Raw genomic sequence first — 25,474 nt, 5'->3', positions numbered from 1 at the left:
CCAGGGGACCCGATCGTCTCAGGAGCGCAGGCTCCTCCCTCTCACTTCTCGCGCGCTCAGGGCTCGTTGAAGATGAGCAGCCCGCGCGAGGTGTCCACCGCGTAGACAAACCCGTCGCCCGGGACGCGCATCCCCATGACGCCCTCGTAGACGACGCCCAGCCGCTTCGGGTCGGTCTCACGGTAGGCGTTGAACCAGGCAATCTCCTTGGGGAGCGTGGGGTTGGCCACGTCGAACACGCGCACGCCTTCCTGGTACCAGGCGACGTACAGCTTCGTGCCCTTCAGGATCATGTTGTGGATGGAGGTGGTGGGACGCAGCCGGTGCTCGCCGATGAGCTGGATGTTCGCCGGGTCGGTGACATCCAGCACGCGAAGGTGCGCGCCCTCCTGCTCACTGCCCTCGAACGCGATGGTGCGGCCCGCGAAGGTCCCCACCGCGCTGGCATGGCTGTACTGCCGGTTGTAGTGGTACTTGCCCAGCTCCTTGACCTGCATCGGGTCGCTCGGGTCGGTGACCAGGAAGCCGATGTCCGTGTGGTTGATGTAGAGGCGGCCCTCGTAGGCGAAGGAGTCGTGCGGATAGCTGGTGACGAACTCCTCGGACGAGAAGACGACGCGGTTGAGCAGGACGGGGTCTCGCGGGGACGTGATGTCGAAGATGAGCGTCTGCGCGGGCCGCAGCGCCATGGCGTAGAGCCGGTTGCCATCCACGAACAGGGTGTGGACATTCGGGGGCGCGCCGCTGGGCACGCTGCGGAGGTAGGTCGGATCCCCCGGGTTTGAAATGTCATACAGGATGACGCCGGAAGCCTTGGTGGCGACGTAGAGGACGTCGTCCTTGGCCCACGCGGCGTTCCAGTACCCGTCGCCCGGCAGGGAGATGACCTTCTTCAACACGGGGTGGTTGCGGTCGCTGACGTCGAAGACCGTCAGGCCTCCCGAGGGCATGTCCGGCTTGAGCTGGATGGACACCACGTAGGCATGGTTCTTCGTGACGTAGACATCCACCGGATGGCCAATCCCGACGACGGACTCGGAGACGAGGTTCAGGCCCCCGGAGGACTCGGCCTCACCGCGGCTCAAGACCAGGCGGTCCGCGTCGAACGTCCCCTTCTCCGTGAGCACGCCGTTGGTGCAGACCGCATAGCAGCCGGTGATGTGGTGGGGCTGGGGCACGTCACAGCCCGCCAGCGCGGTCTTGATGGCCACGCCCCGGGTCGTGGTGAAGACGCTCGTGAGGAGCATGCCCTGGTCATCGAACTGCTGCCGGGTGAAGCGATCGAAGTTCGAGGTTCCCGTGCCGCCCCCTTCCGGAAGCAGGAGGCCAGCTCCGCCCCAAGGGTACTCGCCGGTGTCCGGTCGCAGCTCGGTCTGGTAGATGCCGTGCCGTGACGCCGTGCGGAGCGCGCTCGGGTTGCATTGCGACAGGTTGAAGAGGGCCGGGGTGTCGCAGTCGATCTCGGTTCCCAGTGGCGGGGTGAACTCGCAAGGAGCGAAGACACCGCGGTCAATCCAATCGCTCTTCTCTTCGATGGGGGTGGAGGTGCCATCCCAGGCCACGACAGGGGGCGGGCCGGCATCCGGTGTCCCCCGGGTTTCAGCGCAGGCCGTCAGCACCAGGGAGCAGGCAAGCAGCCGCACCCCCAGACCACGAGGAAGAAAGGTCATCGATGGGCTCCCTTGCAGCGTTGTTCTCTGAATGGATAGGAGCCCCGCGCCGCCGCCGTGATGCATTCCGGTTCCAGGATTGTGTCCTGGCGAGGTGTCACCCGGGGGAGTATGAGCAATGCCATGAGCAACGAGCAGACGCCCGCCGAACCCGAAGTGATGGAGCCCACGTTCTGGCGGAAGAACGGCTGGACGGCCAAGGTCATCAAGAACGAGGACGACGACGGCTGGGCCGTGGAGATCCGCAAGCAGGGGATCCCCGAGCCCGTACTCATCAGCCCGTGGGTGATGGGCCGCGACAAGAAGAATCCCAAGCCCTTTGATGCGCCGGCGTTCGCGACCTTCGTGAAGACGGCCTCGGAGGTCCTGGATCGCTCCGCGCGACAGCACGAGCAGGCCATGACCAAGAAGCTCTCCATCGCCTGGGAGGGCCGCTGGTACGAGGTCCGGCTTGAGATGGTGGCCGATGAGTACGAACCCCACGCGCTGCTCTCGGCCATCGACGACGCTGGCGCGACCGTCGCGAAGCATCGCGTGCCGGTGAACTTCAAGTTCACCCGGGATGCCGCCAACGCGTGGGTGCGCGGCGGCTTCAGCGAGCCCTGAGAACGCAATCCGGACGCAGGATGGCTTCAAGCTCGCCATCCTGCGTCCAGACTTGACCGACAGGGTTTCATCGTCACCCTGGGCTACGAGACTGGATGGGTTGGGGTTGCCTTTCCAGTGTCTCCATCATGTTTTGATCTTCTTGCAATGTCTGGGTTGCTGCCTCAGGCTGGAAGTCCACGAACACCCGATATCCTGGTTTCGAGGGGGGGTGTTGCAGAGGGGGAGTCTTCCATGCCGATGCGTCTCAACGTTGCTGCGCGGAACCTGTTTGACCTGGCCATTCCTGGCGGTGCCAGCCATGACCATCCGTCGTTCACGGTGGATCAAGCCCTCTCACGGCTGGACCAGATGGGGATCTTTCGAAACAACGTCCGCTACTACGATGCCGATCGGCAAGCCCACGCCGAGGTGGAGATCGTGGGGGGAAAGATCGTCCGCGCCAGGGATCGCCACATCTGGAGCAGTACCCGGGAGTTCCTCAATTACAATGGGCTTTTCGCGGTTGGAATGGACGGCCGGGTCCTTGTCACGCAGGACGAAGGGGCGAGGGGCGTGGGCGCGGCCACGAGGAAGAAGCACAGCAGCATGCTGGCAGGAGGCCAGGCGATGGCTGTCGGTTGCTTCTCGACGAACGCCCAGGGGTTCTTGACCTCCGTCGACAACAACTCCGGGCATTATGTGCCCAGTGCTCAATCACTGAACTGGTTCCTTGCGCAGTTGATCCAGCAAGGCCTCAACCAGATGAATCTGGCTGGGGTCCGTTACGTGTATTCGACCCAGTACGGTCCACAGAGTGTGGTGGTCAACCTGATCCGGTGGAATGCCCTTCAAACAGCGATGAGGTTCAATCAGCCGGCTCAGGTACTTACAGGCAATGGGCCGTTGAGTTTCAACCGGGTGGTAGGGCAGCGTGTGGTCGCCCCTCAAGGTGCGGCGCCCAGGCCGGGCAGGATTGTTAACTGCTGTTTCTCATGTTGCAAAATCGACCTGGAGGGGGAGTGACCGCGGTGGGGTCCCTTCAATTTCGTGCGGCGCCCCGGTGCAGGCTGCTGGAGGACGCGCAGCAGGCCGGCATCCGTCCGCGTGATGTCCGCCGGAGGGAAGCGCGCGTTCCCGCCTCCCCGGGCGAAGACCCGGATGTTCCGCGGGATGTCGCGGGGCTCGGGGTGCTATTGCAGTTGTATTGCGCTTTTGACGGGCAGGCTGGGATATAGCATCGGCCTGTGAACAAGCACTCCAGCACGAAGGTATTCGTCATCATCAGTGCCACGGTCGCCCTTGGCATTGGCGTGGGCGTGGTGAGCATCGGCCTCAAGGAGGGGGGCTTCCTGACGACCTCGGACGTGGGCGGACTCCCTGAGCTGGCCCAGGTCCAGGAGCAGCTCCGGCCGCTCGAGGCCTGTTCGCTCTCCTACCGACTGCGTGACAAACGAGGCCATCGCAAGCACCCGGACTCGGTCTTCATCCAGCCGTGCACGCGGGGTGAGTACATCAGCGTCGTCATCGACGTCCCGACGACCTGGGCATCCAGGGGAGTCGGCTTCGAGATGACCCGTGGCTCCATGACGGAGCCATGGGAGATCCTGGTCGAGAAGAAGGAGGTTCCCTTCCCCGACCTCAAGGAGGCCCTCGAGCACTTCGCCCCCCTCATCGTCGCGAGCTACCCCGAGAGGCTTCGTGAGCGACGCGGGGGCGCGAGTGAGATGGAACGCCAGCTGAACGAGCAGCGGCGCATGGAGCAGGAGCGCAAGGAGCGCGCGAAGGACTCGTATCCGCAGTGATGCTCGGTGTGCACGGGTGACTCCGGTGGTGTCGGCCCACGGATCGAAAGATTCGCCGATGCCATCCGAAGCCGCGCTCTTCCGGGGGCGGTGCGGGCTGACTACCGTCGGTTGCATGGACAACGTGGCGACGATGACGGAGAGGCTGCTGGCGGACGCGGGACTCCGGGCGGGAATGCGGGTGCGCGATGTCGGCTGTGGAAGGGGCGACGTGACCTTCATGGCCGCGAGCCAGGTGGGCACGCAGGGGCAGGTCGTGGGCGTGGACCGCGACTCCGGAGCGATTGAACAGGCGCGCGTGAGGGCTCGGGAGCAGGGCCTGTCGAACGTCACGTTCGTGGAGGGAGACCTCCATGCGCTTCCGAAGGAGCAGGGCCTGTTCGACGCGGTCGTGGGGCGGCGGGTGCTCATGTACCAGGCGGACGCCGTCGACGCCGTGCGGAGTCTCGCGAGGGCCGTGAAGCCCGGGGGGCTGGTGGTCTTCCAGGAGCACGACTCGACGGTGGGCCCGGTGAGCCTCAGGCCCTTGCCGCTTCACGCGCAGGTGCGTGAGTGGATCTGGCGCACGGTGGAGCGCGAAGGCGCGAACGTCCACATGGGCTTCGACCTGGCGTCGGTCTTCACGCAGGCGGGACTCACGGTCGAACAGGTCCGGGCGGTGGCCGTCGTGCAGACGCCGACCCAGGCGCATCCCACGGGCGCCATCGTCCGCGCGATGATTCCCCGAATCGTGAAGCACGGAGTCGCGACGGAGGCGGAGCTCGATGTGGACACGCTCGAGCAGCGGCTCACGGAGGAGCGCGTGAAGGCGGGTGCGACCTACATCGGGGAGCTGGCCTTCGGAGCCTGGGCGAGAGTGCCCGGGTAGGCTGGGGCCCCTGGAAGTCCACTGCGTCTGTATGCTCGGGGGATGTCCCCGTCATTCCTGGTGTTGTTGTTGATCGCAGTGGTCATGGGAGCCCTGATCGGCTTCTGGTTGCGCTCCTCCCATCGTGAGCAGCCAGCGGAGCCGCCCACTCCGCTGTCCCCGCAGGAGGGGCAGCAGAGCCTCGCGGAGTTGATCGAGTCCGGGCAGATGATCAACGCCATCAAGCTCTACCGGCAGCTTCATGGCTGCGGCCTGAAAGAAGCGAAGGACGCAGTGGAGGCGATGCGCGATGGCCGGGCGCGCATGGAGTCCCTGGAACCCAGTGGGTTGTCCGGCCCGGAAGTGAATGACGCCATCGAGCGCGCCGTTCGAAGCAACAACCTCATCCAGGCCATCAAGCTCTACCGCGACCAGCACGGCGTGGGCCTGAAGGAAGCCAAGGACGCGGTGGAAGCGATGCGAGCCGACCTGCTCCGGCGGGGATGATTTGTCCATTCTCGCCTATACTTCGGCGCCGCATCCGCCGCCCCCGTCCTGCTGGAGGTTCGATGCCATTCACGCCCGTTCCCGCGACCTATCCCATCCAATACACCTGGACCAACGGTCCAACCGCCGCGCTCAACAACCGCCTCACGGCGGTCCGCGGCGTCGCCACGGGAGGGGGTGGTGAGCGACGCAGGTTGCAGGAGCCGAGAGTCAGGCGATGCGCAACGCGGAGGTGGGCCGCGCCCTCTTTCAAGGTCAGACCGCGGGCAACATGGGCTCCGTCCAGCTTGGAACGACGGAGAGGCTGTCGGATCAGATTGTCAGCGACCTGGCCTGGAGGGAGGCCACCACGGCACGTGGGGCACTGCCGGGGGTGGCATTGGCTCATCCCGCGGCGGCTCCGAAGCCCAGTCCCCACGCAGCCCATTTCCGGTGCCCGGTCTGTGGCGACACGCAGGCAATGAAAGCCAGGTACCGGCTCCACCGGATTTTCAGCCGGCATTGAGCCGGTGTGCGGGCGGTCCGGGCTTCACGCGCGAACGGCTTCACCGTCTTCTTCGTGGGAGGAATCTCCCACATCCAAGGAGCGATGACCGTGAGCGGCGACGACAAGCAGAAGCAGTATCCCTTCTTCTGGGGCATCTACTACGGCCTCGCGAGCAAGCCTCCCCAGCTGTTCGTCGGTGGGCTTCGCACGCTCGGGCAGCTGGGCCTGCAGGGTCCGCAGCAGCAGCAGGTGATCCAGTACCACAACCTGCTCACGGCCCGGGCGATCCGGGCGGGGCTCCGGTACGCCGCGGGGCTGAAGGTCGATCCGGCGACCGTCGCGACCCTCTGGAAAGCACTGCCTCCCGAGGCTCAGCAGAACACCCTCGACTGGGGACAGCAGCAGGTGGGGCAGTTCATCGGCGGCTCGGCGTTCAGCTGGGTCCTCGGCAAGGGGCTTGTGAAGTACCTGCCCAAGAAGATCGTCACCCCCGCGCTGTTCTTCCTCAGCTGCCAGGGCGCGATGGGGCTCTTCTGGAAGGATGGCTGGGACAAGGGGCCTCCGCCGCCTCCTCCCGGGGTGGGTGGGGGAGGCCGGGAGATCTCAGTCTGAAAAACAGGCCCTGCCTTCCGTGGACCGGGAGGCAGGGCCTGGCGCCCTTCACGCCGCGCGCACGAAGCGGGCCTTGTTGCGTTCGATCCACCGGGCCAGCGACTGCACCTGGGGATTCAGCTCACGCGTGAACTCGGGGTCCCGGGCGGCGCAGTACTCCTCTGAAAAGTCCCGCATGAACTGGAACATGTTCGCGAGCTCCGACGCGCCGGGGAAGTTGAACGTCCGGTAGACCTCCGGCTCCATGGAGTGGAAGCGCACCTCCTGTCCCAGCACCTGCTGCAGCGTCTGGGCGATCTCCTGGCCCGTCAGGTGCTCGCTGGCCAGCCCCACCGTCCGGCCCGCCCATGCCTCCGGCCCGCGCTGGAAGAGGGTGTGGACGCATCCGCCCACGTCCTCCGTGGCGATGCCGGGCAGCTTCTGGTCCTCCGTGGGCAGCACGAAGTCGAACGTGCCGTCGGCGTTGCGCTTTCCTCCCAATCCGAACGACAGCAGGTTCTCCCACGAGAACGAGGTGCGCACGAACGTCACCGGCAGGTCCAGGCCGCTGAAGTACGCATCGCTCGCGCCCTTCACGTCGAACTGCGGCACGCGGTAGTGCCTCTTGAGCATGGGCATCCGCGTGTCTTCCGGAGGGATGAGGCGCCGGGTGTCTTCCTGGGTGGACCAGATGACGTGCGCCACCCCCGCCTCCTTCGCGGCGTGCGCCATCGTCCGCGCCTGTGCCAGCTCGCGCTCCGGGTCGGGCTTCTCCCAATAGCTGGTGACGCAGAAGGCGCCGTGCGCTCCGGTGAACGCGGCCTTCAGGCTCTTCGCGTCGCTCACGTCCGCCGCGACGACCTCCGCGCCCAGCTTCGCCAGCCGGCGCGCCAGCTCCGAGCCTGGCTTGCGCGTGAGCGCGCGCACCGTGAAGCCGCTCTGCGTGTCCGCGAGGATGGCGCGCGCGAGGCCGCCTCCCTCTTCGCCCGTTGCTCCCACCACCGCGATGATCTTCTTGTCCATGGTCATGTCCTGTCGTCCTGAAGTCTGGGAATGAAGCCGGCTCATCCGCCCACGACGGGGCCGGGCAGGCTGGGGCTCAGCGCGGGGAGGAAGGCGAGCGCCAGGCCCGCGTAGGCCCGCAGCAGCCGCTTCTCACCGCGCCGCAAGAGCAGGCAGTTTCGCGTGTTGCGCGACAGGTCCGCCTCCTGGAGCAATTGCTCGTCCTCCTCCAGCGTCGTCTCGAAGCCCGCGAGCCGTGCCTCGCACGCGTCGTGGAGGTAGCGGAAGACGCGCTCCTCCGTCTCCGCGCTCAGCGGTGGCACTTCGCCCAGGCCCTGCTCCTCGCGGGCCTCCTCGGCGAGCCGGGCCAGCTCCCGCGCGTTCGCGCACGCCACGCGCAGGAAGGAGAACATCGCCACCGTGGAGGCATGCCCGTAGTGCAGCGGCACCTCGAAGCGGCGCCGCGACGGCGGAGTCGCCAGCGCGAGCAGCTCCCGCTTTCCTTCCGCCTCCACCGCGTCCTCGGGCACGCCCAGGTAGAGCACCAGCGTGTCGTCCGGGTTGTCCTCCGGCACGAAGCCGTAGCTCAGCAGGAACCGGCAGCTGGACTTGCTGCCATAGCTGATGTGCAATTCCTCGCGCGCGGCCACGGGCTCGTGCGCCACCAGCACGAAGGCCTCACCGTCCTCCGTGTTGCCCCACACCAGGCGCGGCGAGGCCCGGTGGTTGAGCATGTCCGCCACCGGCACGAAGCACCGCGTGAGCTTGCCCGCCACCGTCAGGCCGAAGCTGCGGCTGATCAACACGTGCTGCGCCCAGAGGTACGCGTCGGGCGTGAAGCGCTCGAAGCCCGGCACCCGCTGCGCCAGCATGGCGTAGCGAGCGAGCAGCATCTCCTTCCACCGCGCCACCTCGCGCAGCGCGGAGGAGCCCTGGAGCAGCGACAGCTCCTGCGCGTCGAAGAACAGCGGCAGGTGCGGGAAGGACTGGGGCAGCACGTCCAGGTACGGCTTCCAGGCCGAGTCCTCGCGCTCCTTCTCCTGGAGCAGGAATGCCGCCAGGTAGCACTCCTCGCTCGTGTCCGGTGCGTGCGCGTCGATGAGCCGGCCGATGTCCGACGCTCTCGCGACGTCCAGCGTCACCAGGCACGCGCGCGGCACCCGCAGCACCTCTTCTCCCGCCGCGATGGGCACCTTGGCGAAGACGCCACGCTCGTCGCCCTCCAGATGACCCACCCACAACTTCGGGAAGCTCGCGCCCGCCTGCCTGCTCCACTGGAGTGCGAGGTGTTCCTTCAGGGGGTTCGCTTCCTCGAGGGTGTCCTGCTCCGCTTCCTGTCGCGCGCTCATTGGCTCCGCCATGCGTTCGGGGGGTGAACGCCAGGAAGACGCTGGTCGCTACGGCTTGTGATTTCCCGTGGATTTCCGGGCTGCCCTTTTTGGAGATGATCAAGGGTTGTTCACAGACATCTCGCTGCTCCGTTTCCAGATGCACTTTTGGAGCCCTGGAAACCGTGAGCGAAAACACCAATCCCTCTTTCTGGCGTGTATGGGAGCAGCACAAGGAGCCGTTGTTGCAGCAGGCGCTGCGGCTGATGGGCGGGAACGTGGTGGACGCGGAGGACGCGGTGGACACCGCGATGCTCCGGGCCCACCAGAACTACGTGTCGCCCGGGAAGATCCTCAACCCGAGGGCGTGGCTGGGACGCATCCTCCACAACGTCTGCATGGACATCCACCGCGAGCGCCAGCGCTGGGGCGACACCGAGGAGTGGATGGAAGACCTGGAGTCCGCGGAGCCTCAGTCCCAGGAGCAGCTGCCCGACGCGGGCCTGCTCCAGCGCGAGAGCGCCGCGGCGGTCCGGGAATGCATCGAGGCGCTGCCCCCCAATCTGAGGGTGCCCCTGGTGATGCGCTACCTCCAGGACATGTCCTATGCCGACATTGCTGAACAGCTCCGGTTGACCAGTTGCAACGTGAGAAAGCGCATCCAGCTCGCGTACGGAATCCTTCGGACCACCCTTTCGCAAGAGCCGTGCCCCCGCTGAGCGCAAGTCCGTGCTCCGTCCGGGCAGGCCGGCGGAGCACGGCTCGCGCGACTCATTCCGGGAGAATGCGCGAGCGCACGTAGCGCCCCGGAGCCGCTTCAATGACGCGAAGCCCTCCCTCGCCGGGGATCCGGGCTGGGACGCGTTCTCCCGAACGCTCGGATTGCCAATACTCCCAGTCCGTCCACCAGGACCCTGGGTGTTCTCTTGCGTCCTGAAGCCACGCATCGGCGTCCGCGTGCGACGCAATTCCATCCGCGTCCATGAAGGACGCCGATGCGTCCGGTGTCGACGCAATCACATCCGTCTTGCCGCGGAGCGCAATCTCATCCGCGTCCTGGAGTGACGCGACTGCGTTTGAATGCGACGCAAATACATCCGCGTTTGGGATGGACGCAGGCGCGTTTCCAGGTGACGCACCCGGACGGGGCTTCGGGACCCAATAGTGATACCGGTTCGCGGACGGCGGGTTGATGACGCCGGCGACATGGCCCGAGCCCGCGAGCACGAACCGCACGGGACCCCGGTAGTTCCTCGCTCCCCGGTACACCGAGCGGAAGGGCGCGATGTGGTCCTCCCGGCAGGCTTGCACGTAGAGGGGCGTCTTCACGCGGCCCAGGTCCAGGGGGACGCCAGCGAGCGACAGCGCGCCCGGCTGGACCAGGCGGTTGTGCAGGTACAGCTCCCGCAGGTACGTCGCGTGCGCGCGCGCGGGCATGCGCGTGGGGTCGGTGCTCCACGCGAGGAAGTCACTGGGGGCCGGCTCCCGGCCGAGCAGGTAGTTGTTCACCACGAAAGGCCAGACCAGGTCCTTCGCTCGGAGCAGGTTGAAGGTGGTCATCATCTCCAGCCCCTCCAGATAGCCGCGCTCGCGCATGTGGGCCTCCAGCCGCTCCAACCGCGGCGCGTCGATGAAGGCCCCCAGGTCCCCCGGTTCGCTGAAGTCCACCTGAGTGGTGAGCAGCGTCGCGCTGGCGATGAGCGAATCATTCTGGGCGGCGAGCCACGCGAGCCCCGACGCCAGCAGCGTTCCTCCGATGCAGTAGCCCAGCGTGGAGACCCGCTCCTCGCCGGTGGCGCGGCAGACGGCCTCCAGCGCGGCAATCAGTCCGTGCACGAGGTAGTCCTCCCAATCCACGTCCGCGTGCGTTTCGTCGGGGTTCACCCAGGAGATGAGGAACACCGTGTACCCGCGGTCCACTGCCCAGCGGACGAACGAGTTCTCCGGGCGCAGGTCCAGGATGTAGAACTTGTTGATCCACGGCGGCACCACCAGCAGCGGCTGGCGGTAGACGGTGGGCGTAGTGGGCCGGTACTGGATGAGCTGGAACAGGCGCTCCTCATGGACCACGTCGCCCGGCGTGGTGGCCAGGTTCTCCCCCAGCCGGAACGTCCGCCGGTCCGTCATGCGCGTCGCCAACTGGCCCTGGCCCCGCGCCAGGTCCTCGCACAGCGCCTCCAGTCCCTTGATCAGGCTCATGCCGTGGGACTCGCGCGCGGCGCGGAGCACCTCTGGGTTGAGCGCGGGGAAGTTGGACGGAGACAGCGCGTCGGTGAGCTGGCGCGCGTAGAAGCGCGCCTGGTGCGCCGTGTGCTTGTCCACGCCCGGCGCTTGGGCCACCAGGTGCTCCAGCCAGTCCGCGCCGGTGAGGTACGCGCGGCGCAGGCCGTCGAAGAAGGGCTGCTCCCTCCACGCCGGGTCTCGGAAGCGGCGGTCCGGCGCGGAAGGGGCGGGCTCCGGTGGGACGCCCCCGCGCAGGGAGCGTCCCCACAGGTCGATTCCCGCCGCGAGCATCCGCTGGGGGTCCATCGCCAGCCGGAGGAGGACTTCCAGGAAGGCGCGCCGCATGGGCTCCAGGGATGCGTTCATTCGCGGCCTCCTTCAGTACATGTGCTGCCCACCATTGATGGTGAGCGTGGAGCCGGTGATGAAGCCGGCCTTGTCGGAGGCGAGGAACGTCACGGCGCGGGCGATTTCGTCGGCGCGCCCCAGGCGGCCCACGGGGATGCGCGTGCGAATGCGCACCAGTTCCTCCGGAGGCACGGTGCGCACCAGGTCCGTGTCGATGTAGCCCGGCGCGATGAGGTTGGCGGTGACGCCGCGGGCGGCGCCCTCGCGCGCCAGCGCCACGGTGAAGCCATGCATGCCCGCCTTGGCCGCCGCGTAGGCCGTCTGTCCCAGCTGGCCCGTCTGCCCGTTGATGGACCCGATGTTGATGATGCGGCCGAAGCCACGCTCGCGCATCGGGCCCACCACGACGTTGCACAGGTTGAAGCACGAGGTGAGGTTCGTCTGGATGACCTCGTTCCACTGCTCGGACGTCATCTTGTGCAGCATGGCGTCCCGGGTGATGCCGGCGTTGTTCACCAGCACCTCGATGGGACCCAGCGCTTCGACGATCTTCTTCACGCCCGCGACACACTGGGCGGTGTTGGCGGCGTCGAAGCGGAACGCCGGGATGCCGGTGCGCCCCGTGAAGGTCTGCGCCGCCTGCTCATTCGCATAATAGGTGACCGCCACGCGGTAACCCTGCTGCCGCAGGGCGTCGGCGCTCGCCGCGCCAATGCCGCGCGTTCCTCCTGTCACCACTGCCACGCGTCCACTCATGTCTGTCTCCAGGGTTGAAAGTTGCGCCTGAAGGACGCGGACGCCCGCCGGGTGTGAAATTCATGACCTCGGAGGCCGGCGTGGATTCACAACCGCGTGGCCGCGGCCGTCCCTGGAGCGCTGCCTCGGGGAGCGGGGGACTGGGAAGGGTGGATTGGGATCCATCAGCCCCCCGCTCCTCCGGGGCAGCACTCCACCGCAGCATTCGCGAGAGGACATCCATGACACAGCCGCAAGCACCCCAGGAGCGCCCGCAGGTCATCGTCGTCTTTCAAGGCGGCGGGGCCCTGGGCGCCTACCACGTGGGGGCCTATCAGGCCCTGGAGGAGGCTGGCCTGCATCCGGACTGGGTCTCCGGCATCTCCATTGGCGCCTTCACCGCCGCGCTGGTCGCGGGCAACCGCCCGGAGCAGCGGATCGAGCGGCTGGAGGCGTTCTGGCGCGAGGTGTCCTGGCCGGGCAGTGAGTGGGGCTCGCTCTTCAAGGGCCGTCTGCGCCAGCTCTTCAACCTGGGCAGCCACATGACCAGCCTGCTCTTCGGCCAGCCCGGCTTCTACGCGCCCCGCGCGCTGTCCCCGCTGCTCGCGCCGCCGGGCTCTCCGGAGGCGCTGAGCTTCTATTCCACCCGGCCCATGCGCTCGACGCTGCGGCGGCTGGTGGACTTCGAATACATCAACTCCCGTGCGACGCGGCTGAGCCTGGGTGCCACCCGTGTGAGCGACGGCCACCTGGTGTTCTTCGACAACACGCGAAGCGCCCTGGGGCCGGACCATGTGCTCGCCAGCGGCGCGCTGCCGCCCGCCTTCCCGCCCAGCCTCATCGACGGGGAGCTGTACTGGGACGGCGGCTGCGTCACCAACACGCCGCTCAACGCCATCCTGGACGACCCGCCCCAGCGGCACTCCCTGGTCTTCATGATTGATTTGTTCGAGGCGCGCGCGCCGCTGCCCCAGAACATGGACGAGGCGAGCTGGCGCATGAAGTCCATCCAGTTCGCGGGCCGCACGTCGCAGCAGGTGGACCAGTTCGCGACCGTGTGGAACCTGCGCCAGACCTCGAGCCGGGTGACGCGGCATATGTCAGCGTCCTCGCCGCTCGCGTTCAGCGACGAGCCCCTGGCGAAGCCCGCGCCCCGGCTGGACATCATCCACCTGACGTACCAGCGCGGTGAGCACCAGATCTCCAGCAGCGATGCGGAGTTCTCCCGCGCCTCCATCGCGGAGCGCCAGGCGGACGGCTACCGGGACATGAAGCGTGCCCTGGCGACCTCGCCGTGGACGCAGCCCATGGCGAACGGGCCCCAGGCGTTCGGTGACGAGGACCTGGCGCCGGCCGAAGGGGGCGCCGTCGTCCACCGCCTCTAGAAGAACCCACCTGTCTTGACCCGAAGGAGCAATGCCATGACCGAAGCGAAGAGAGTCGATCCGTACGCCCACCTGATGGACCTGGGGCGGGGCGCCCTGCACCAGGCCATCGCCGCCCAGCGCTCCGCGCTCGAATACTCCCGCCAGTTCGTGGAGGGGGACGCCGCCGCGCGGCCGCTGCGCTCGCAGCACGAGGAGTGGGCGCGCAAGGCGCTGGAGACCCTGGCGCCGTTCTACGCGCTGGAGCAGCTGGTGCACGACCAACTGCTGAAGGCGCAGGCCAGCATCTTCGAGCTGGCCGACGACACCCTGCGCAACCTCACGCTGCACGGTGTGGAGCGCCGCGGGCACCGCTCGACCTGAGCCCTGGGCGTCGCGAAGCTCGAACCCCGGGGGGCCCTTGCGCGCCGCCCGGGGTTCTTGTTGTTTCCAAACGTCAGCGCGGAGCCAATGGCAGACGCACGGCCGGGTCGCCCAGGAGCACGTAGCCGCCCAGGTCCTGACGGAGCATCCACAGGTGCGAGCGCCGCAGCGGCTCCACCGTGGAGGGCTTCCCGGCGCTCCGGGCCGCCTCCTCCTGGTCATACAACGTGGTCAGCTCCAGGTTGGCCTGGTGGCTCCCGCGCAGCAGCCAGCTCAGGCCCAGGCCCACGCGCCGGCCCCGCGCCAGCTGCTGGAGCGGCTCCATGAAGCGGGACACCTTTCCCTGGCGGTGGTCGCGGTCCTGGAAGCCATACGTCCACGCCAGGTCCACGTGGCCGATGACCGCCAGCGGTCCCTGGGGGTTGGCCAGCACGGACTGCGGCAGCGCGGCGACGAAGGGGCGTTCCCCGGGCCGGGGCAGCGCCGCGGTGAGTGACTCCAGCCTCCCGCTGAACTGGCCTCCCGCCTGCAACTGCTTCAGCCAGTGATGGAAGGCGCTGCGCGACGGAGTGCCCGCGCCGAAGCACGCGAAGAGGAACCAGATGCCGCCGGGCAGGAAGGGCCGCTGGGCCAGCGCCGCGCCATCCAGGTGCTGGCCTTCGCCCAGGTTGAGCGCCCCCTGGAGCGCGAGCTTCGCGTCGGTGCTCCGCCAGCCCGCGCGGGGACTGCCCAGGCCGTGGCTCATGGAGAAGAGCAGGGTGGGGTCTTGGTGCGCGGCCTGCTCCAGCAGTGCGTTGGCGCCGGGCTCTCCCGGCATGCCCAGCTCCAGCACGTCCCGCGCGGGGAAGCGGCCCAGCTCCCGCGCCTGCCGGGCCGACGCGATGGCCGGGGCCACCAATGACTGGTAGCCCGTCTGCGTCGCGGCGGTGCCGTCGTGGACGGTGAAGAAGAGCGAGCGGGGCTGGCGCTCGGCGGAGGGCGCGTTCTCCCAGCGCAGCACCTTGTCCACGTAGGCCGCGTAGTCCTCGTCGCGCCGGAAGGCCAGCCGCCCCACGTAGGCGTCGTGGGAAGCGGCCTGCTGCAGCTCGAAGGGCACCTGGTGGAAGTCCCCCAGGAAGAGCAGGTAGCGGGGCCGGTCCGCCACGGGCACCGCTTCGTCGTCCAGCACGACGCGCACCCAGCGGGTGAAGTCCTCCAGGTTCCGCCCCTCCGCCGCCAGCTCCGGGCTCACCCGGTACACGCGCACCGGGTGGCCGTCCTGCTGTTCCTGCCGGTGCCGGCGCAGGGGCTCCATCAGCGCGAGCAGCCGGTCGCCTTCAGACCCCTCCGGCGCGACCAGCCCCCAGCGCTGCGCGGGCAGGGAGTTGGGGTCTTCCCCGTCGTCCCACAGGTGGCTCTCCTCGCGCCCCTGCGCGTCGTCGTCGCGAGGGAACCGCGCCGCGGCGTCGGCGGGCAGGCCGTCGGGGGCCACCGGCTCGTGTGAATCGGCGTGGGACAACAACAGCTCGACGTTCTGCGTGCTCATCTTTGGGGATGGCTCCTGGCGTGCGCGCCCGGGAAGTCGTGCGCGTGACGGCAGGACGCGGCGGAGGGCGGCCGTGTGAGCCGGGGATGTCTGGCGTTGGCATTCACACACAAATGGCGTGCGACGTCCTGTGGACGCAGTGCCCGGCACATCCGCCGTCAACCCAATCCCAGGAGCACGCCCATGCAGTCCGCCGCCCAGCTGTCCGCTTACATCATCGCCTTCGCGGGTGCCGCCCGCACCGCGCAGCGCCTCATGTCGTCCGGCATGGATCCGATGACGATCGCCGAGTACTACTTCGAGGTGAACCTCACGAGCGACTTCGAGATCAAGAGCGAGACGGACGTTGCCCTCAACGTCTGGCGCATGAGCATCAAGGAGAAGCTCACGCTCGACTACAAGGAGCACATGGGGCTCACCGTGAAGTGCACCATCAAGCCCGCGGCGTTGCTCGCGGCCCAGGGTGGCAGCACCGGCGGCGGCGCCTGAAGCCAGCCGTCTGTCTGACCGGAACACGCTGAAGCAAGACACACCCGTCGCCGCCGGTGCTTCGTTCTGGAGCACTGGCGGTGGCGGTTCGCCATCCACCCTTCCTTTCTCAATCCCATCCCATGGCAAAGCCCAATCCCACGCCTGATCACGCGCAAGTCCTCATCCACGACCTCATCCTGGCCGTCCAGTCCTCGCTGGACATCGCGGAGGAGACGGCCCGAAAGCACTATTCCTTCTCCGTGGCGGAGCTGGAGGTCTCCGCCAGCTTCGAGTTCGAGATGACGGAGCAGGACAGCGACATCCCCGAGGACAAGCCGCAGCCCAAGCGCTGGTTCTCCCTCTTCGGCGGCGGCACCAAGAAGGAACACACGCGCCTGCACGACCTCAACGAAAAGGACTCCAGCAAGCTCACGGTGCGCATGCTGTTCCGTCCCGGAGGCAAGCACCTGGCGGGCGGCACCGTCGAGTCCTCCGACGGCAGCGCCTCCACGGAGGAGGAAGCGACGACCGAGCCCGCGTCCACTCCGTCCAAGCGCAAGTAGACGCCATGACGACAACGGAGCCCGCGGCCTTCTTCAGGTCGCGGGCTCTTCGTGTTTCAGATCACTTCTTGTCCAGCAGCCGCAGCGCGCGCTGGTAGTAGGCCTCGCGGGAGGCCTTGCCGTTGTAGCCGCCGTTGATGCGCCGGGTGATGGCGTCGAACTCGCCCTTGTCGGCGTGCTTGTTGAGGTTGCGGCTGTTCCAGAACCAGGCGGCGGTGCGGAAGCCCACGTCCAGGTCGGCCGCGCGGGCGGGGTTCTCCTCCAGGTCCAGCTCCAGCGCCTTGCCCGCGGCGCGGTAGTTGGTGCGGCCGGTGATTTGGATGGGCCCGCGGCCCTTGTAGCGCGCGCCGTCACCCGGCTTGACGTTGCCCAGGTCCTTGCGCCGCTCGTAGGCGCGGCCGGTCGCCAGCTCCTCGAAGTAGCGGAACTCGGCGCTCTCGTGCGCCAGCTGCGCCAGGAACGCGGCCTGGCGGCGCGGGGTGTTGATGCCGGCCTCGGACATGGCGTCGTTCAGGTGCGGCAGCACCTCTTGCGCGCGCGCCTTGGGCAGCCGGGTCAGGAACGAACGCAGCTGCTCCAGCGTCAGCGCCTGGAATGTTTCGCCTTTCGGCTCGGTGGACTCGTCGGACTGCGAGGGTTTGGGGGACTTGGAACCAAAGCCAAAGAGGGCCATCGGGTGGACTCCCGGGTTGCCGGCCCCGGCGGAGGCCGGGCCGTGGGTGCCTGGAAGACGCCGGGTGTCTGGGATTTGTGAGCGCCGCTGTGAGGCTTCAGGGCTCGTCCGGGAGCGGTGCGCGTCCGTGCCGCTGCTCACACGCGGCGTTGGCCTCCAGGGCCTTCGCGGGCAGGTCGCCCAGCAGGCCGCGCCGCTCGCCGGGCGTCAGGCACGCGGAGCTGGTCGCCTGGAGCTTCTCCTGGAGCCGCTCGATGGGGAGCGGCTCGCGCGGACGCCACACCCGGGCGCTGCCGTCCGTGGAGCCGGTGACGAGCCGGGGCTCCTCCGCGCGGGGGCTGAACACGGCCGAGGTCACCTCGCCCTCGTGCGCGGAGAGGACGAGGTACGGCTCGCCGGGCGCGTCCGTGAGCCAGACGCGGGCACGGCCGTCCGCGCACGCGGTGACGACGCGGCCGCCATCCGGGCTCCAGGCGGCCCAGGGCACCGGCGCGTCGTGGCGCAGGAGCGCGCGCACGCCTCGCACGCGGCCGTTCTCCACGGTCCAGAGGCGCGCCGTGCCGTCCTGCGAGGACGTGAGCACCTGGGTGGGATCCTTCGGGTGGAACGCGGCGGAGAGGACCCAGTCGTCGTGGCTGTAGAGCGTGGCGGTGAGGCGCCCCTCCGCGCTCCAGATGCGGGCGGTGCCATCTTGAGATGCGGTGATGAGGCGCTGGCCGTCGGGGCTGAAGGCCACGGAGCGGACCTGGTCGCCGTGGCCCTCCAGCGCGACGGGCGGCTGCGTCCCAGCCACGCTCACGATGCGGGTGGCACGCGGGCTGGATGCGAGCGCCACGCGCTGTCCATCGGGGCTGAAGGCGGCGCCGAAGAAGGGCTCGCGCTGGGCCGTCAGCACGCGCCGGCCCGCCGTGCTTCCGTCCGCTGGCCACAGGCGCGCGGTGCCATCCAGCGAGGCCGTCAGCAGCCACCGGCCATCCGGGCTGAAGACCACGGAGCGCACGTCCTGCGCATGGCCCCTGAGGACGTGCGTGGCCCGGCCGTCCTCCGACCAGAGGCGCACTGCCCCGTCCTGCGACGCCGTGGCCACCTGCGTGCCGTCCGGGCTGAAGGCCACGGACCAGAGGAAACCCGCGGACGTCTGCAGTGGGAGCGAATCCTGGGGCGCGTCCAGACGCCACACTCGCGCGGTGGTGTCGACGGAGGCGGTGACGACCTGCTTGCCGTCCGGACCGAAGCCGCCCCACAGCAGGGTGGACCGGTGGCCGAGCAGCAGTCGGGGCGGCGTGTCCTCGCGCGCGGACCACAGCCGCGCCGTGGTGTCCGAGGAGACGGTGAGGATCCACTCGCCCAGCGGTCCCCCGAAGGTGGCCAGGCGCACGGCGCCCTGGTGGCCGCGCAGCACGCGAGGCTCGCCCCGCCCGTCGGCCCGGAAGAGGCGCGCGGTGGTGTCCACCGACGCGGTCACCACCCATTGCCCGTCGGGGCTGAAGCGCGCGGTGGTCAGCTCGCCCTGGTGTCCCTTCAGCGCCACGGGGGCGGTGGCGCCGTTGATGGGCCAGACGCGCGCGACGCCGTCCCGGGCCAACGTCAGCACGTGGGTGCCTTCCGGGTCGAACGTGGCGGAGGTGACGGGGGCGGAGTGGGGCAGCTCGCGCGGGCCTTCCGTCCCCTCCACGCGAACCAGGCGCGCGGTGCCGTCCAGCGAGGCCGTCAGCAGCCACCGCCCATCCGGACTGAAGGCCACGGTCTGCACGGCGCCCCGGTGCCGCACCTCCCGCGGCTCGCCGGTGCCGTCCACCCGCCACAGCCGCGCCAGCCCGTCTCGCGAGGCCGTGGCCACGCGCTGGCCGTCCGGGCTGAAGGCGCCCCACTGCACGACGCCGCGGTGCCGGAACGTGTGCAGCAACGCGCCGTCCGCCGTGTTCCACAGCCGCGCCGTGCCGTCGTGCGAGGAGGTGAGCACGCGCTGTCCTCCCGCGGGGCTGAAGGTGGCGTGGTAGACGGGCCCCGCGTGGCCCGTGAGCACCACCGGCGCACCCTCGCCACTGGTCCGCCACAGCCGCGCGGTGCCGTCCTTCGACGCCGTCACCACGCGCTGCCCGTCCGAGCTGACCTCCACGTGGACCACGGCCTGGGCGTGGCCGCGCAGCACCGCGCGGCTCAGCGGCTCCTGGAGGACCGCGGACACATCCTGGGCCCAGCCCCGGAGCCGGCCGGGCTCCTGGACCTCGCGAAGCATGAGCAGGGCCAGCGTGGGACTGTCCCGCCGCAGCTTCCGGGCGACGTCCAGCAGCACCAGGTCCCGGGCGCGCTGGGCGTGGTGCTGCGCCTCCTGCCGCTCACTCTGGGCTCGGGCCTCCAGCTGACGCGCGTTCCATGCGAGCGCCGCCATGCCTCCCGCCACCACCAGCGCGGCCACCAGCATCCGCATCAGGCGCTGATGCGCGGACGCGTCCTGGGCCTCGGCGGAGGCCTCGCTGGCGTCCAGCAGTTGGAGGACATCCTCGCCCGGCTCCTCGCTGTAGCGCCGCAGGACGTCCTGCGCGTAGCCCAGCCGGCTTCCGGACAGCAGGTAGGGCGCGCCGCCGTCGGGAGCGCTCCGGTGCGCGATCCAGTCCCGGGCCCAGGACTCCAGCTCGCGGAAGTGTTGGATGCGCTCGCGGTCCGCGCGGGCCCACTCCGCCAACTCTGGCCAGGTGCGCAGCAGTGACTCGTGCGACAGCTGCAACCACTCCACGCCCGACGCGTCCTCTTCACGGGTCAGCAGCCGCGCGGTGAGCAGTACGCTCAGCACCCGGTCGAAGTCGGCGCGGGGCTCCGGTGGAGTGGGGCGCAGTTGCTGCGAGCGCACCCGCCGACGCCTGCCATGTGAGGGCCCGCCCTGGAAGTCCACCAGCTCCACCAGCAGCCGGCGCGCCTGCTCCTGCGCGCTCGGGGGCAATGATCCATAGAGCCGGTTCGCCGCCCGCTTCAGCGCCCCCGCGACGCCGCCCAGGGCCGCGTAGGCGCGGTGGGTGAGTTGCTGTCCCTCGCGCTCCTCCCAGAGTTGATCCAACGCGTACTGGAGCAGCGGCAGCGACCCGGGCTCCTGCCCCACCTCCTGGAGGAGCCGGTCCACCAGCCCGGCCTCGAAGCGCAGGCCCACTTTGTGCGCGGGGCCCTCGATGGCCGCTCGCAGCGCATCACCCTGGAGCTCCGTGACGAAGAGGCGGTGGGCGTCCGAATACACGGCTGCGTCCAGGCGCGTGCCCTCCTCGTCCACCACCAGGTCGCCGCAGCGTCCCAGGTAGTCCACCTGGAGCGTGGCCAGCACCACCACCCGGCGCTCCGGATCCTTCGCGAGGCTCCACAGCGCGGTGGCCAGGTCGCGGCGCGCCGGGGACTCCATCGCGGTGAAGAGGTCCTCGAAGGGGTCCACCAGCAAGAGCTGCCAGCGCTCGGGTGGGAACTGGCGCACCTCGTGGAGCGCCTCCGCCGCGCCTTGTCCGGGCTTGAGCAGCCGCACCTCCCAGTCCGCGGCCCGAAGCTCCTGGGGCAGACCCGCGAGGGCGAGCGAGGACTTGCCGCTGCCGGAGACGCCGGCCAGCACCTGGAAGCGGGGACGCTGGCCCTCCACCGCCTCGTGGACGCGCTGGAGCAGCTCCTGCTGGAGCGACTCGCGGCCGAAGAAGAAGCGGCGGTCCTCCTGCTGGAAGGGCAGCAGGCCCCGGTAGGGCCGGAGCGCCACCGGGCGCGTGTCTCCGCCGTGCTCCGCGCGCGCGTAGAGCTGGAGCGAGATGTGATCCACCGCGGTGGTGTCCAGCGCCAGCAGTCGGCGGGCGTGCCCCACTGCCTCCTCCAGCGACGCGGGCGTCACCAGCAGCGCGCGGTAGAGGGCGCGCGTGAGCACCACGGAGCCCGGCACGGAGAGCAGCAGGCGCGAGGCCACCACCGCGGGCAGTCCCGCGCGATGGAGCGCCTGGGCCACGCTGCCCAGGTGGTTGTCCGTCGCGCCCGCGCCACTCTGGCACGCGCACAGCACCACCAGCCGCAACGTCGCCGCGTGGGGCATGAGCAGCTGACGCAGCGTCGCGCCGTCCACCAGCTCCGGTTCGCCTCCCTCCCATGACGCGTCCCAGAGCAATCCATACGTCTGCCCGCGCCGGCCGCCGTGGCACAGCAGGTGGAGCACGGACACGGGTTCGCCGGGCCGGTTGAGCGCCTCCGACAGCGACGCCAGCGAGACGTGCGGCAGGACGTCCCGGTCCGGCTCGAATGGGTACGCGCCCTTTCGACAGGCTTCGCTCAGCTCCCGCTGATGCGCGCGGGCCGGCACCTGGCCTGCAGCGGCGGACCAGGCGAAGAGGACGCGGCCCTGCTGGGAGGTGCCCTGCGTGGGCACGTCTCCGGTCGCGGGCCATTCGTAGCGGATGAAGACGCCGGGCAGCTCCGCCACGGTGCGCCCGGAGGTGCCCAGCGTGAGCAGCTCCCAGGGAAGCGCGAAGAGCTCCGCCGCTGCGAAGCGGAAGGTGAGGTGCACCGGGCGCCCCGCCTGGACGGCGGCGGTGATGTCGTTGGCCTGCGCGTCCCAGCCCACGCCTTCCAGGAAGGCGCGCAGCCGTTCCCCCAGACGCTGCACCACGTTGCGGTCCGGCTGGGGCTTCTCCAGCTCCGCGAGGTCCGACAGGAGCGCCGGCTCCCAGTCGAGCGCCGCGCGCGCGTAGCTGCCCCGGGCGCGCCGCAAGAGGTACTCCTGCGGCTCCATCCGGAAGTGGAAGGGGTCGCCCGCCTCCTGCGCGCGGACCAGCTCCAGCAGCAGCTCCAGTGGCGCGGGCTTCGCGACAGCGGCGCTCATGGCGAGGCCGCGGGAGCGGACACGGCGGGCTGTCCGTCCTGGCGCACCAGCCGGCCATCCAGGTCGTAGAGGGAGCTGGCCTGCTCCAGGAAGTGGAAGGGCAGCTTGATGTCCAGCTGCCGCGCCCGCCGCAGGTGGATGGCCAGGTCCGGCGGGGAGATGACGCCCATGGGCAGCCGCGACGCCGGGAGGCGCGAGCCCAGCACCTCCAGCATGTAGCGCGCGCTCAGCTGGCCGGCGCTCTTGAAGGGCACGCCAATGGACATGACCGCGCTGGAGTTGCCCTCGCGCACGGCCTCGCGCACGGAGCCCAGCACCGGAATGCCTTCGGAGTACCGGTCGATGCGCTCCAGTTCGTCGTACACCGCGGAGGAGGTGGTGACCCAGAAGAGGCTGTGCCGGCCGTCGGGGTCTATCTGCCGCATCGCGCGGGCCATGCGCGGAAGCTGTTCGGAGAGCGTCTCCTCCGCGCCACGCTTGCCCTCCACCGCCAGCTCCAGCAGCTGGAAGCCATCCCGCGCGGACAGCCGCCGCATGGCCTCCGCCTCCACCTCCACCGTGCTCTGGTTGCGGCGGTCGTACACCACCGTCAGCGCCTTCAACGGGCCCAGCAGCTCCTGGAGGTAGTGCAGCTGCACGTCGGGGGAGAGCGACAGCGAGACGAAGGCCATGTTGTCCGGCTTGGCCTGCTGTGAAGCGCCTTCCTCGAAGCCCAGCCACAGCTCCGGCGCCTTGCACAGCGCCACCACTGGCGTGGGCTGGTTGCCGAAGCGGTTGTAGAGAAAGCGCGTCGCGTCCGAGCCCATGGCGACGATGAGGTCGAACTGGCCGGAGTCCGCCAGCGCCAGCATCCGCTCCTGTTCCTCGCGGCCCGTGCCGAGCTTGTAGAGCGTGAGGCCCACCCGCACGCGTTGATTGCGCAGCACGGGCAGCATGCCCTCCAGGATCCAGTTGAGGCTGCTCTGGGCCACGGTGAGCAACACCAGCACCTCGCGCACCTGGAGCTGGGGCGTGGGTGGCTGTTCAGGGGTGATGAGGATCCGCTGCGCGGTCGCCTCCACCCGCCAGCCGCGAAGCGTCTCCGGCGGCAGGGCCACCCAGGTGGAGATGTCGTCCGGCTGTGCCTGGACCGGACAGGGCACGCACAGCAGCAACAGCAGGCCCAGCAGCCAGTCACGCATGGCGCACCTCGCGACCGGGCGAGGCCCGGGTCATCCAGGAATGGGCGGCCCCCAGCAGCAGCACCCCGACGCCCAGCCCTCCGAGCACCGGGAGCGGATCCTCCGAGGGCCTCCAGAAGGCGCTGACGAGGAGCGGCCCCACGCACTGCGCGAGCGCGCCGAGCAGCGGCGTGATGGATGCCCAGGAGCGCCTGCGCGTGCTCTCCGCCGGCTGGCTTTCGACGTGGTGGTCGAGCGGGACGTGAACGAGCCCGAGGGACATTCCCAGAAGGCAGAGCGCCAGCGCGCGGACGGGCTCCAACGAGCCGAAGGCCGCGAGCGCGAGCAGTGACAGCCCGGTGCCCAGCACGCCCCCCTGAAGCAGCCTCCTGCTCCCGTCGAGGCGCGCCGGTACGGCATGGGGAAGCAACGCGCCCAGCGCGACGAGGGCGAGCAGTTGCCCGATGCGGTCCGTGTCCTGACCCTCGCCCACGAGCCATAGGGGCAACACGAGTCCGAGCACTCCCCCGCGCGAAAGCCACGACGGCAGCCCGACGAACAGCAGCGCCCAGCGGTGATCGCGCGGACTCCACGCCCCCGGAGGCAGGGGCGGAAGCGTGAGGGATGCGCGGAAGGCACGAGGCCCGGCGGACCGGTCCCGAGCTTCCACGGGGGGCAGCCAGTGCCGCGAATACGCGAGCGCGCCCAGGCCACAGAGGGCCGCGAACAGGAACACCGGGGACGGGCCCAGGTGGGCCGCCACGAGCGCGCCCAGCACCGTGCCGGCGAGCAGGCCGCCACCCCGGGCCAGGCTGAGCCGCGCCATGCGCCGGGGCGGCTGTCCCGGAGGAAGCGCGGCGAGCAGATACGCCCGCGTCCCGGCGGCCAGCGCCCCCAACCCGAACCCGCAGAGCCCGCGCAGCACCAGCCACGCGCGCAGGTCCGAAGTGAACGCCATCAACGCGAACGCCGCGGTGGACACGCCCAGGGCCACCACGAGCCAGCGCCCGAGGTGACCCCGCCGCGCGTAACGCTCGGAGGGGACGAGCGCGAGCGCGCAGGCCCCCTGGAATACGACGGCGAGCAGCGCGGCGCCGCCGCCCGGGAGGAGGGCCTCCGCGGCGACGGGGAGGAATGCGAACGGGAGCCCCTCCAGGAAGCCCCCGAGGAAGGCGAGGGGCTGGAGCCGGCCCACCGTCCGCTGCTCGAAGACGCGCGAGCCAGAGCCACGCCGGGGCAGGGGCGACAGTGCTCCGAGCACCAGCAGGCCCAACAGACTCGAGGCGGCGAAGAGGAAGAGGAAGCCGGGGACGGTGCGCCACAGCCGTGCCTGGAGCGCGCCCTTCGCGGCGTCCACCTCCAGACGCACGGGGAGGTTCCACGGGCCCTCCGTGAGCTCCAGGTCGATGGTGTACTCGAAGCGCTCGTCTCCCGTGCGCCCAGCGCCTGCATCCACCTGCACGAGCACCCGCTCATCCGCGATGAGCGCCAGTGAGCCCAGGTCCGCGTTGGTGCGCTGGTACTCCTCCAGAAGGGTGTCCAGGCCCCGCAGGTGGGAGAGCGTCAGGCCCAGCCGCGCCGCCTCGTTCAGCCGCCGCGCCAGCGAATGCGCCAGGCTGCTGGTGCGCTGGTGCAGCCCATCCGAATAGAGGTCCGCAAGCGCCAGGGACGTGGCCAGCGTCAGGGCCAGGAAGCACAAGGAGAACGCCGCGCCCAGCCAGCGCCGGGGATGCCGCATCCACAGTCGCTGCGCGCCCGACACGAAGGCCCCCAGGAACAGCAGACATCCCCCCAGCAGCGTGAAGAGGGGCTGGAAGCGCCGCAGCACCCGTTGGGACACCGCCTCCCGGGACATCACCAGCTCCAGGCGGCCCACCTCCCCGAAGCGGTCCGACAGCGGCAGTGACACGCGGAAGGAGTGCGCGTCCTCCGTCACCGCGAAGCGCTGGTGGGGCAGGGGAGGCACGCGGTGGGCCGCGGTGGCAGGAACCTCCGGGCCAGGGGGCTCGGAGAAGAGCAGCCGGCCCTGGTCGTCCAGGACGCGGACCGCCTCCAGCGTGGGGTCCGCCTGGCGCAGCGTGCGCGCCAACTGGGTGAAGCCGGTGAACTGCTCCAGCGCCATGCCCACGCGCAGGAACATCTCCACCGGCCCCTGGAGGATCGCGCCCTGCGCCGCGAGCCGCTCGAACTGGAGGCGGGCATCCCCGCGCCACGCCTCGCCCAGTCCCAGGGCGACGACCCCTCCGAGCGAGGCGGCCAGCACCAGGAGGAGGGCGCCAAGCCGGGCCCGGCGCAACCCGCGCCCGTGCCGGAGGGAATGGACAGACATGGTTCACTCGCGAAAGGCGGCTTCGTGTGCCGCGCCCTGTCTC

Annotated in this window: 21 protein-coding genes; 11 read left to right on the top strand and 10 right to left on the bottom strand. The window is 69.7% G+C overall.

Going from position 1 to position 25,474, the window contains the following annotated elements:
* Positions 1–56 precede the first annotated feature (56 nt).
* A complete protein-coding gene (locus D7Y15_RS00505) occupies positions 57–1,670 on the bottom strand; it encodes an LVIVD repeat-containing protein (protein WP_121751355.1) in 1,614 nt (537 codons plus the stop codon).
* A 123-nt stretch (positions 1,671–1,793) separates the two neighbouring features.
* On the opposite strand from D7Y15_RS00505, the gene D7Y15_RS00500 reads away from it, so the two are divergent.
* The 6 genes from D7Y15_RS00500 to D7Y15_RS00470 all read left to right on the top strand — a co-directional run bounded on the left by D7Y15_RS00500 (position 1,794) and on the right by D7Y15_RS00470 (position 6,513).
* Complete coding sequence (locus D7Y15_RS00500) at positions 1,794–2,276, top strand: hypothetical protein (RefSeq protein ID WP_121751354.1); 483 nt, start codon at positions 1,794–1,796, stop codon at positions 2,274–2,276.
* 234 nt (positions 2,277–2,510) lie between these two features.
* Positions 2,511–3,281, top strand: a complete 771-nt coding sequence (locus tag D7Y15_RS00495; RefSeq protein ID WP_120578727.1) for a hypothetical protein — start codon at positions 2,511–2,513, stop codon at positions 3,279–3,281.
* A 221-nt stretch (positions 3,282–3,502) separates the two neighbouring features.
* Entirely contained in the window at positions 3,503–4,060 is a 558-nt protein-coding gene (locus tag D7Y15_RS00490; protein ID WP_120578726.1) for a hypothetical protein, read from the top strand.
* Positions 4,061–4,118: 58 nt separating this feature from the next.
* Positions 4,119–4,928 (top strand): class I SAM-dependent methyltransferase, encoded by an 810-nt coding sequence (locus D7Y15_RS00485; RefSeq protein WP_121751353.1) that lies wholly within the window; start codon positions 4,119–4,121, stop codon positions 4,926–4,928.
* 84 nt (positions 4,929–5,012) lie between these two features.
* Complete coding sequence (locus tag D7Y15_RS44545) at positions 5,013–5,414, top strand: hypothetical protein (protein WP_158628969.1); 402 nt, start codon at positions 5,013–5,015, stop codon at positions 5,412–5,414.
* Between the two features lie 595 nt (positions 5,415–6,009).
* Complete coding sequence (locus D7Y15_RS00470; RefSeq protein WP_121760384.1) at positions 6,010–6,513, top strand: hypothetical protein; 504 nt, start codon at positions 6,010–6,012, stop codon at positions 6,511–6,513.
* 48 nt (positions 6,514–6,561) lie between these two features.
* Here D7Y15_RS00470 and D7Y15_RS00465 read toward each other — a convergent pair whose 3' ends face one another.
* Together D7Y15_RS00465 and D7Y15_RS00460 are read right to left on the bottom strand one after the other, a co-directional pair.
* A complete protein-coding gene (locus D7Y15_RS00465; protein WP_199745864.1) occupies positions 6,562–7,521 on the bottom strand; it encodes an NmrA/HSCARG family protein in 960 nt (319 codons plus the stop codon).
* Positions 7,522–7,556: 35 nt separating this feature from the next.
* On the bottom strand, positions 7,557–8,843 hold the full coding sequence (locus D7Y15_RS00460) for an SET domain-containing histone-lysine N-methyltransferase (RefSeq protein WP_158628968.1): 1,287 nt from the start codon (positions 8,841–8,843) through the stop codon (positions 7,557–7,559).
* 164 nt (positions 8,844–9,007) lie between these two features.
* Here D7Y15_RS00460 and D7Y15_RS00455 point away from each other — a divergent pair, with 164 nt between their 5' ends.
* Positions 9,008–9,541, top strand: a complete 534-nt coding sequence (locus D7Y15_RS00455) for an RNA polymerase sigma factor (protein ID WP_158620752.1) — start codon at positions 9,008–9,010, stop codon at positions 9,539–9,541.
* A 52-nt stretch (positions 9,542–9,593) separates the two neighbouring features.
* On the opposite strand, the gene D7Y15_RS00450 is transcribed toward D7Y15_RS00455, so the two are convergent.
* Both D7Y15_RS00450 and phbB read right to left on the bottom strand, forming a co-directional pair.
* Complete coding sequence (locus tag D7Y15_RS00450; RefSeq protein ID WP_121751348.1) at positions 9,594–11,411, bottom strand: alpha/beta hydrolase; 1,818 nt, start codon at positions 11,409–11,411, stop codon at positions 9,594–9,596.
* A 12-nt stretch (positions 11,412–11,423) separates the two neighbouring features.
* Entirely contained in the window at positions 11,424–12,149 is a 726-nt protein-coding gene (phbB, locus tag D7Y15_RS00445; protein ID WP_121751347.1) for an acetoacetyl-CoA reductase, read from the bottom strand.
* Positions 12,150–12,370: 221 nt separating this feature from the next.
* Here phbB and D7Y15_RS00440 point away from each other — a divergent pair, with 221 nt between their 5' ends.
* Both D7Y15_RS00440 and D7Y15_RS00435 read left to right on the top strand, forming a co-directional pair.
* On the top strand, positions 12,371–13,513 hold the full coding sequence (locus D7Y15_RS00440) for a patatin-like phospholipase family protein (RefSeq protein ID WP_158628967.1): 1,143 nt from the start codon (positions 12,371–12,373) through the stop codon (positions 13,511–13,513).
* 36 nt (positions 13,514–13,549) lie between these two features.
* Complete coding sequence (locus D7Y15_RS00435; protein ID WP_120576498.1) at positions 13,550–13,876, top strand: hypothetical protein; 327 nt, start codon at positions 13,550–13,552, stop codon at positions 13,874–13,876.
* Positions 13,877–13,949: 73 nt separating this feature from the next.
* On the opposite strand, the gene D7Y15_RS00430 is transcribed toward D7Y15_RS00435, so the two are convergent.
* Positions 13,950–15,401, bottom strand: a complete 1,452-nt coding sequence (locus tag D7Y15_RS00430; RefSeq protein ID WP_121751345.1) for a hypothetical protein — start codon at positions 15,399–15,401, stop codon at positions 13,950–13,952.
* Between the two features lie 183 nt (positions 15,402–15,584).
* On the opposite strand from D7Y15_RS00430, the gene D7Y15_RS00425 reads away from it, so the two are divergent.
* Together D7Y15_RS00425 and D7Y15_RS00420 are read left to right on the top strand one after the other, a co-directional pair.
* Positions 15,585–15,890: a hypothetical protein gene (locus tag D7Y15_RS00425; protein ID WP_120565777.1), complete on the top strand. Its 306-nt coding sequence runs from the start codon at positions 15,585–15,587 to the stop codon at positions 15,888–15,890.
* A gap of 122 nt (positions 15,891–16,012) precedes the next feature.
* Entirely contained in the window at positions 16,013–16,435 is a 423-nt protein-coding gene (locus tag D7Y15_RS00420; RefSeq protein WP_120576500.1) for a hypothetical protein, read from the top strand.
* A 61-nt stretch (positions 16,436–16,496) separates the two neighbouring features.
* Here D7Y15_RS00420 and D7Y15_RS00415 read toward each other — a convergent pair whose 3' ends face one another.
* From D7Y15_RS00415 to D7Y15_RS00400, 4 genes are all read right to left on the bottom strand, one after another.
* Positions 16,497–17,108, bottom strand: a complete 612-nt coding sequence (locus D7Y15_RS00415; RefSeq protein WP_120576501.1) for a glycoside hydrolase family 19 protein — start codon at positions 17,106–17,108, stop codon at positions 16,497–16,499.
* Between the two features lie 97 nt (positions 17,109–17,205).
* Positions 17,206–21,942 (bottom strand): CHAT domain-containing protein, encoded by a 4,737-nt coding sequence (locus tag D7Y15_RS00410; protein ID WP_121751343.1) that lies wholly within the window; start codon positions 21,940–21,942, stop codon positions 17,206–17,208.
* Positions 21,939–23,123, bottom strand: coding sequence for an ABC transporter substrate-binding protein (locus D7Y15_RS00405; protein ID WP_120576503.1), 1,185 nt, complete (start codon positions 23,121–23,123; stop codon positions 21,939–21,941). The genes D7Y15_RS00410 and D7Y15_RS00405 overlap by 4 nt, the downstream gene beginning before the upstream one ends.
* Positions 23,116–25,431: an MFS transporter gene (locus tag D7Y15_RS00400; protein WP_121751342.1), complete on the bottom strand. Its 2,316-nt coding sequence runs from the start codon at positions 25,429–25,431 to the stop codon at positions 23,116–23,118. Before D7Y15_RS00400 ends, D7Y15_RS00405 begins: the two co-directional genes overlap by 8 nt.
* Positions 25,432–25,474: the final 43 nt, after the last annotated feature.

The sequence above is a fragment of the Corallococcus sp. AB030 genome, assembly GCF_003668965.1.
Lineage (GTDB): Bacteria > Myxococcota > Myxococcia > Myxococcales > Myxococcaceae > Corallococcus > Corallococcus exiguus.
The sequence above is the reverse complement of the archived record's forward strand: the minus strand, read 5'-3'. Positions and strand labels throughout refer to the sequence as shown.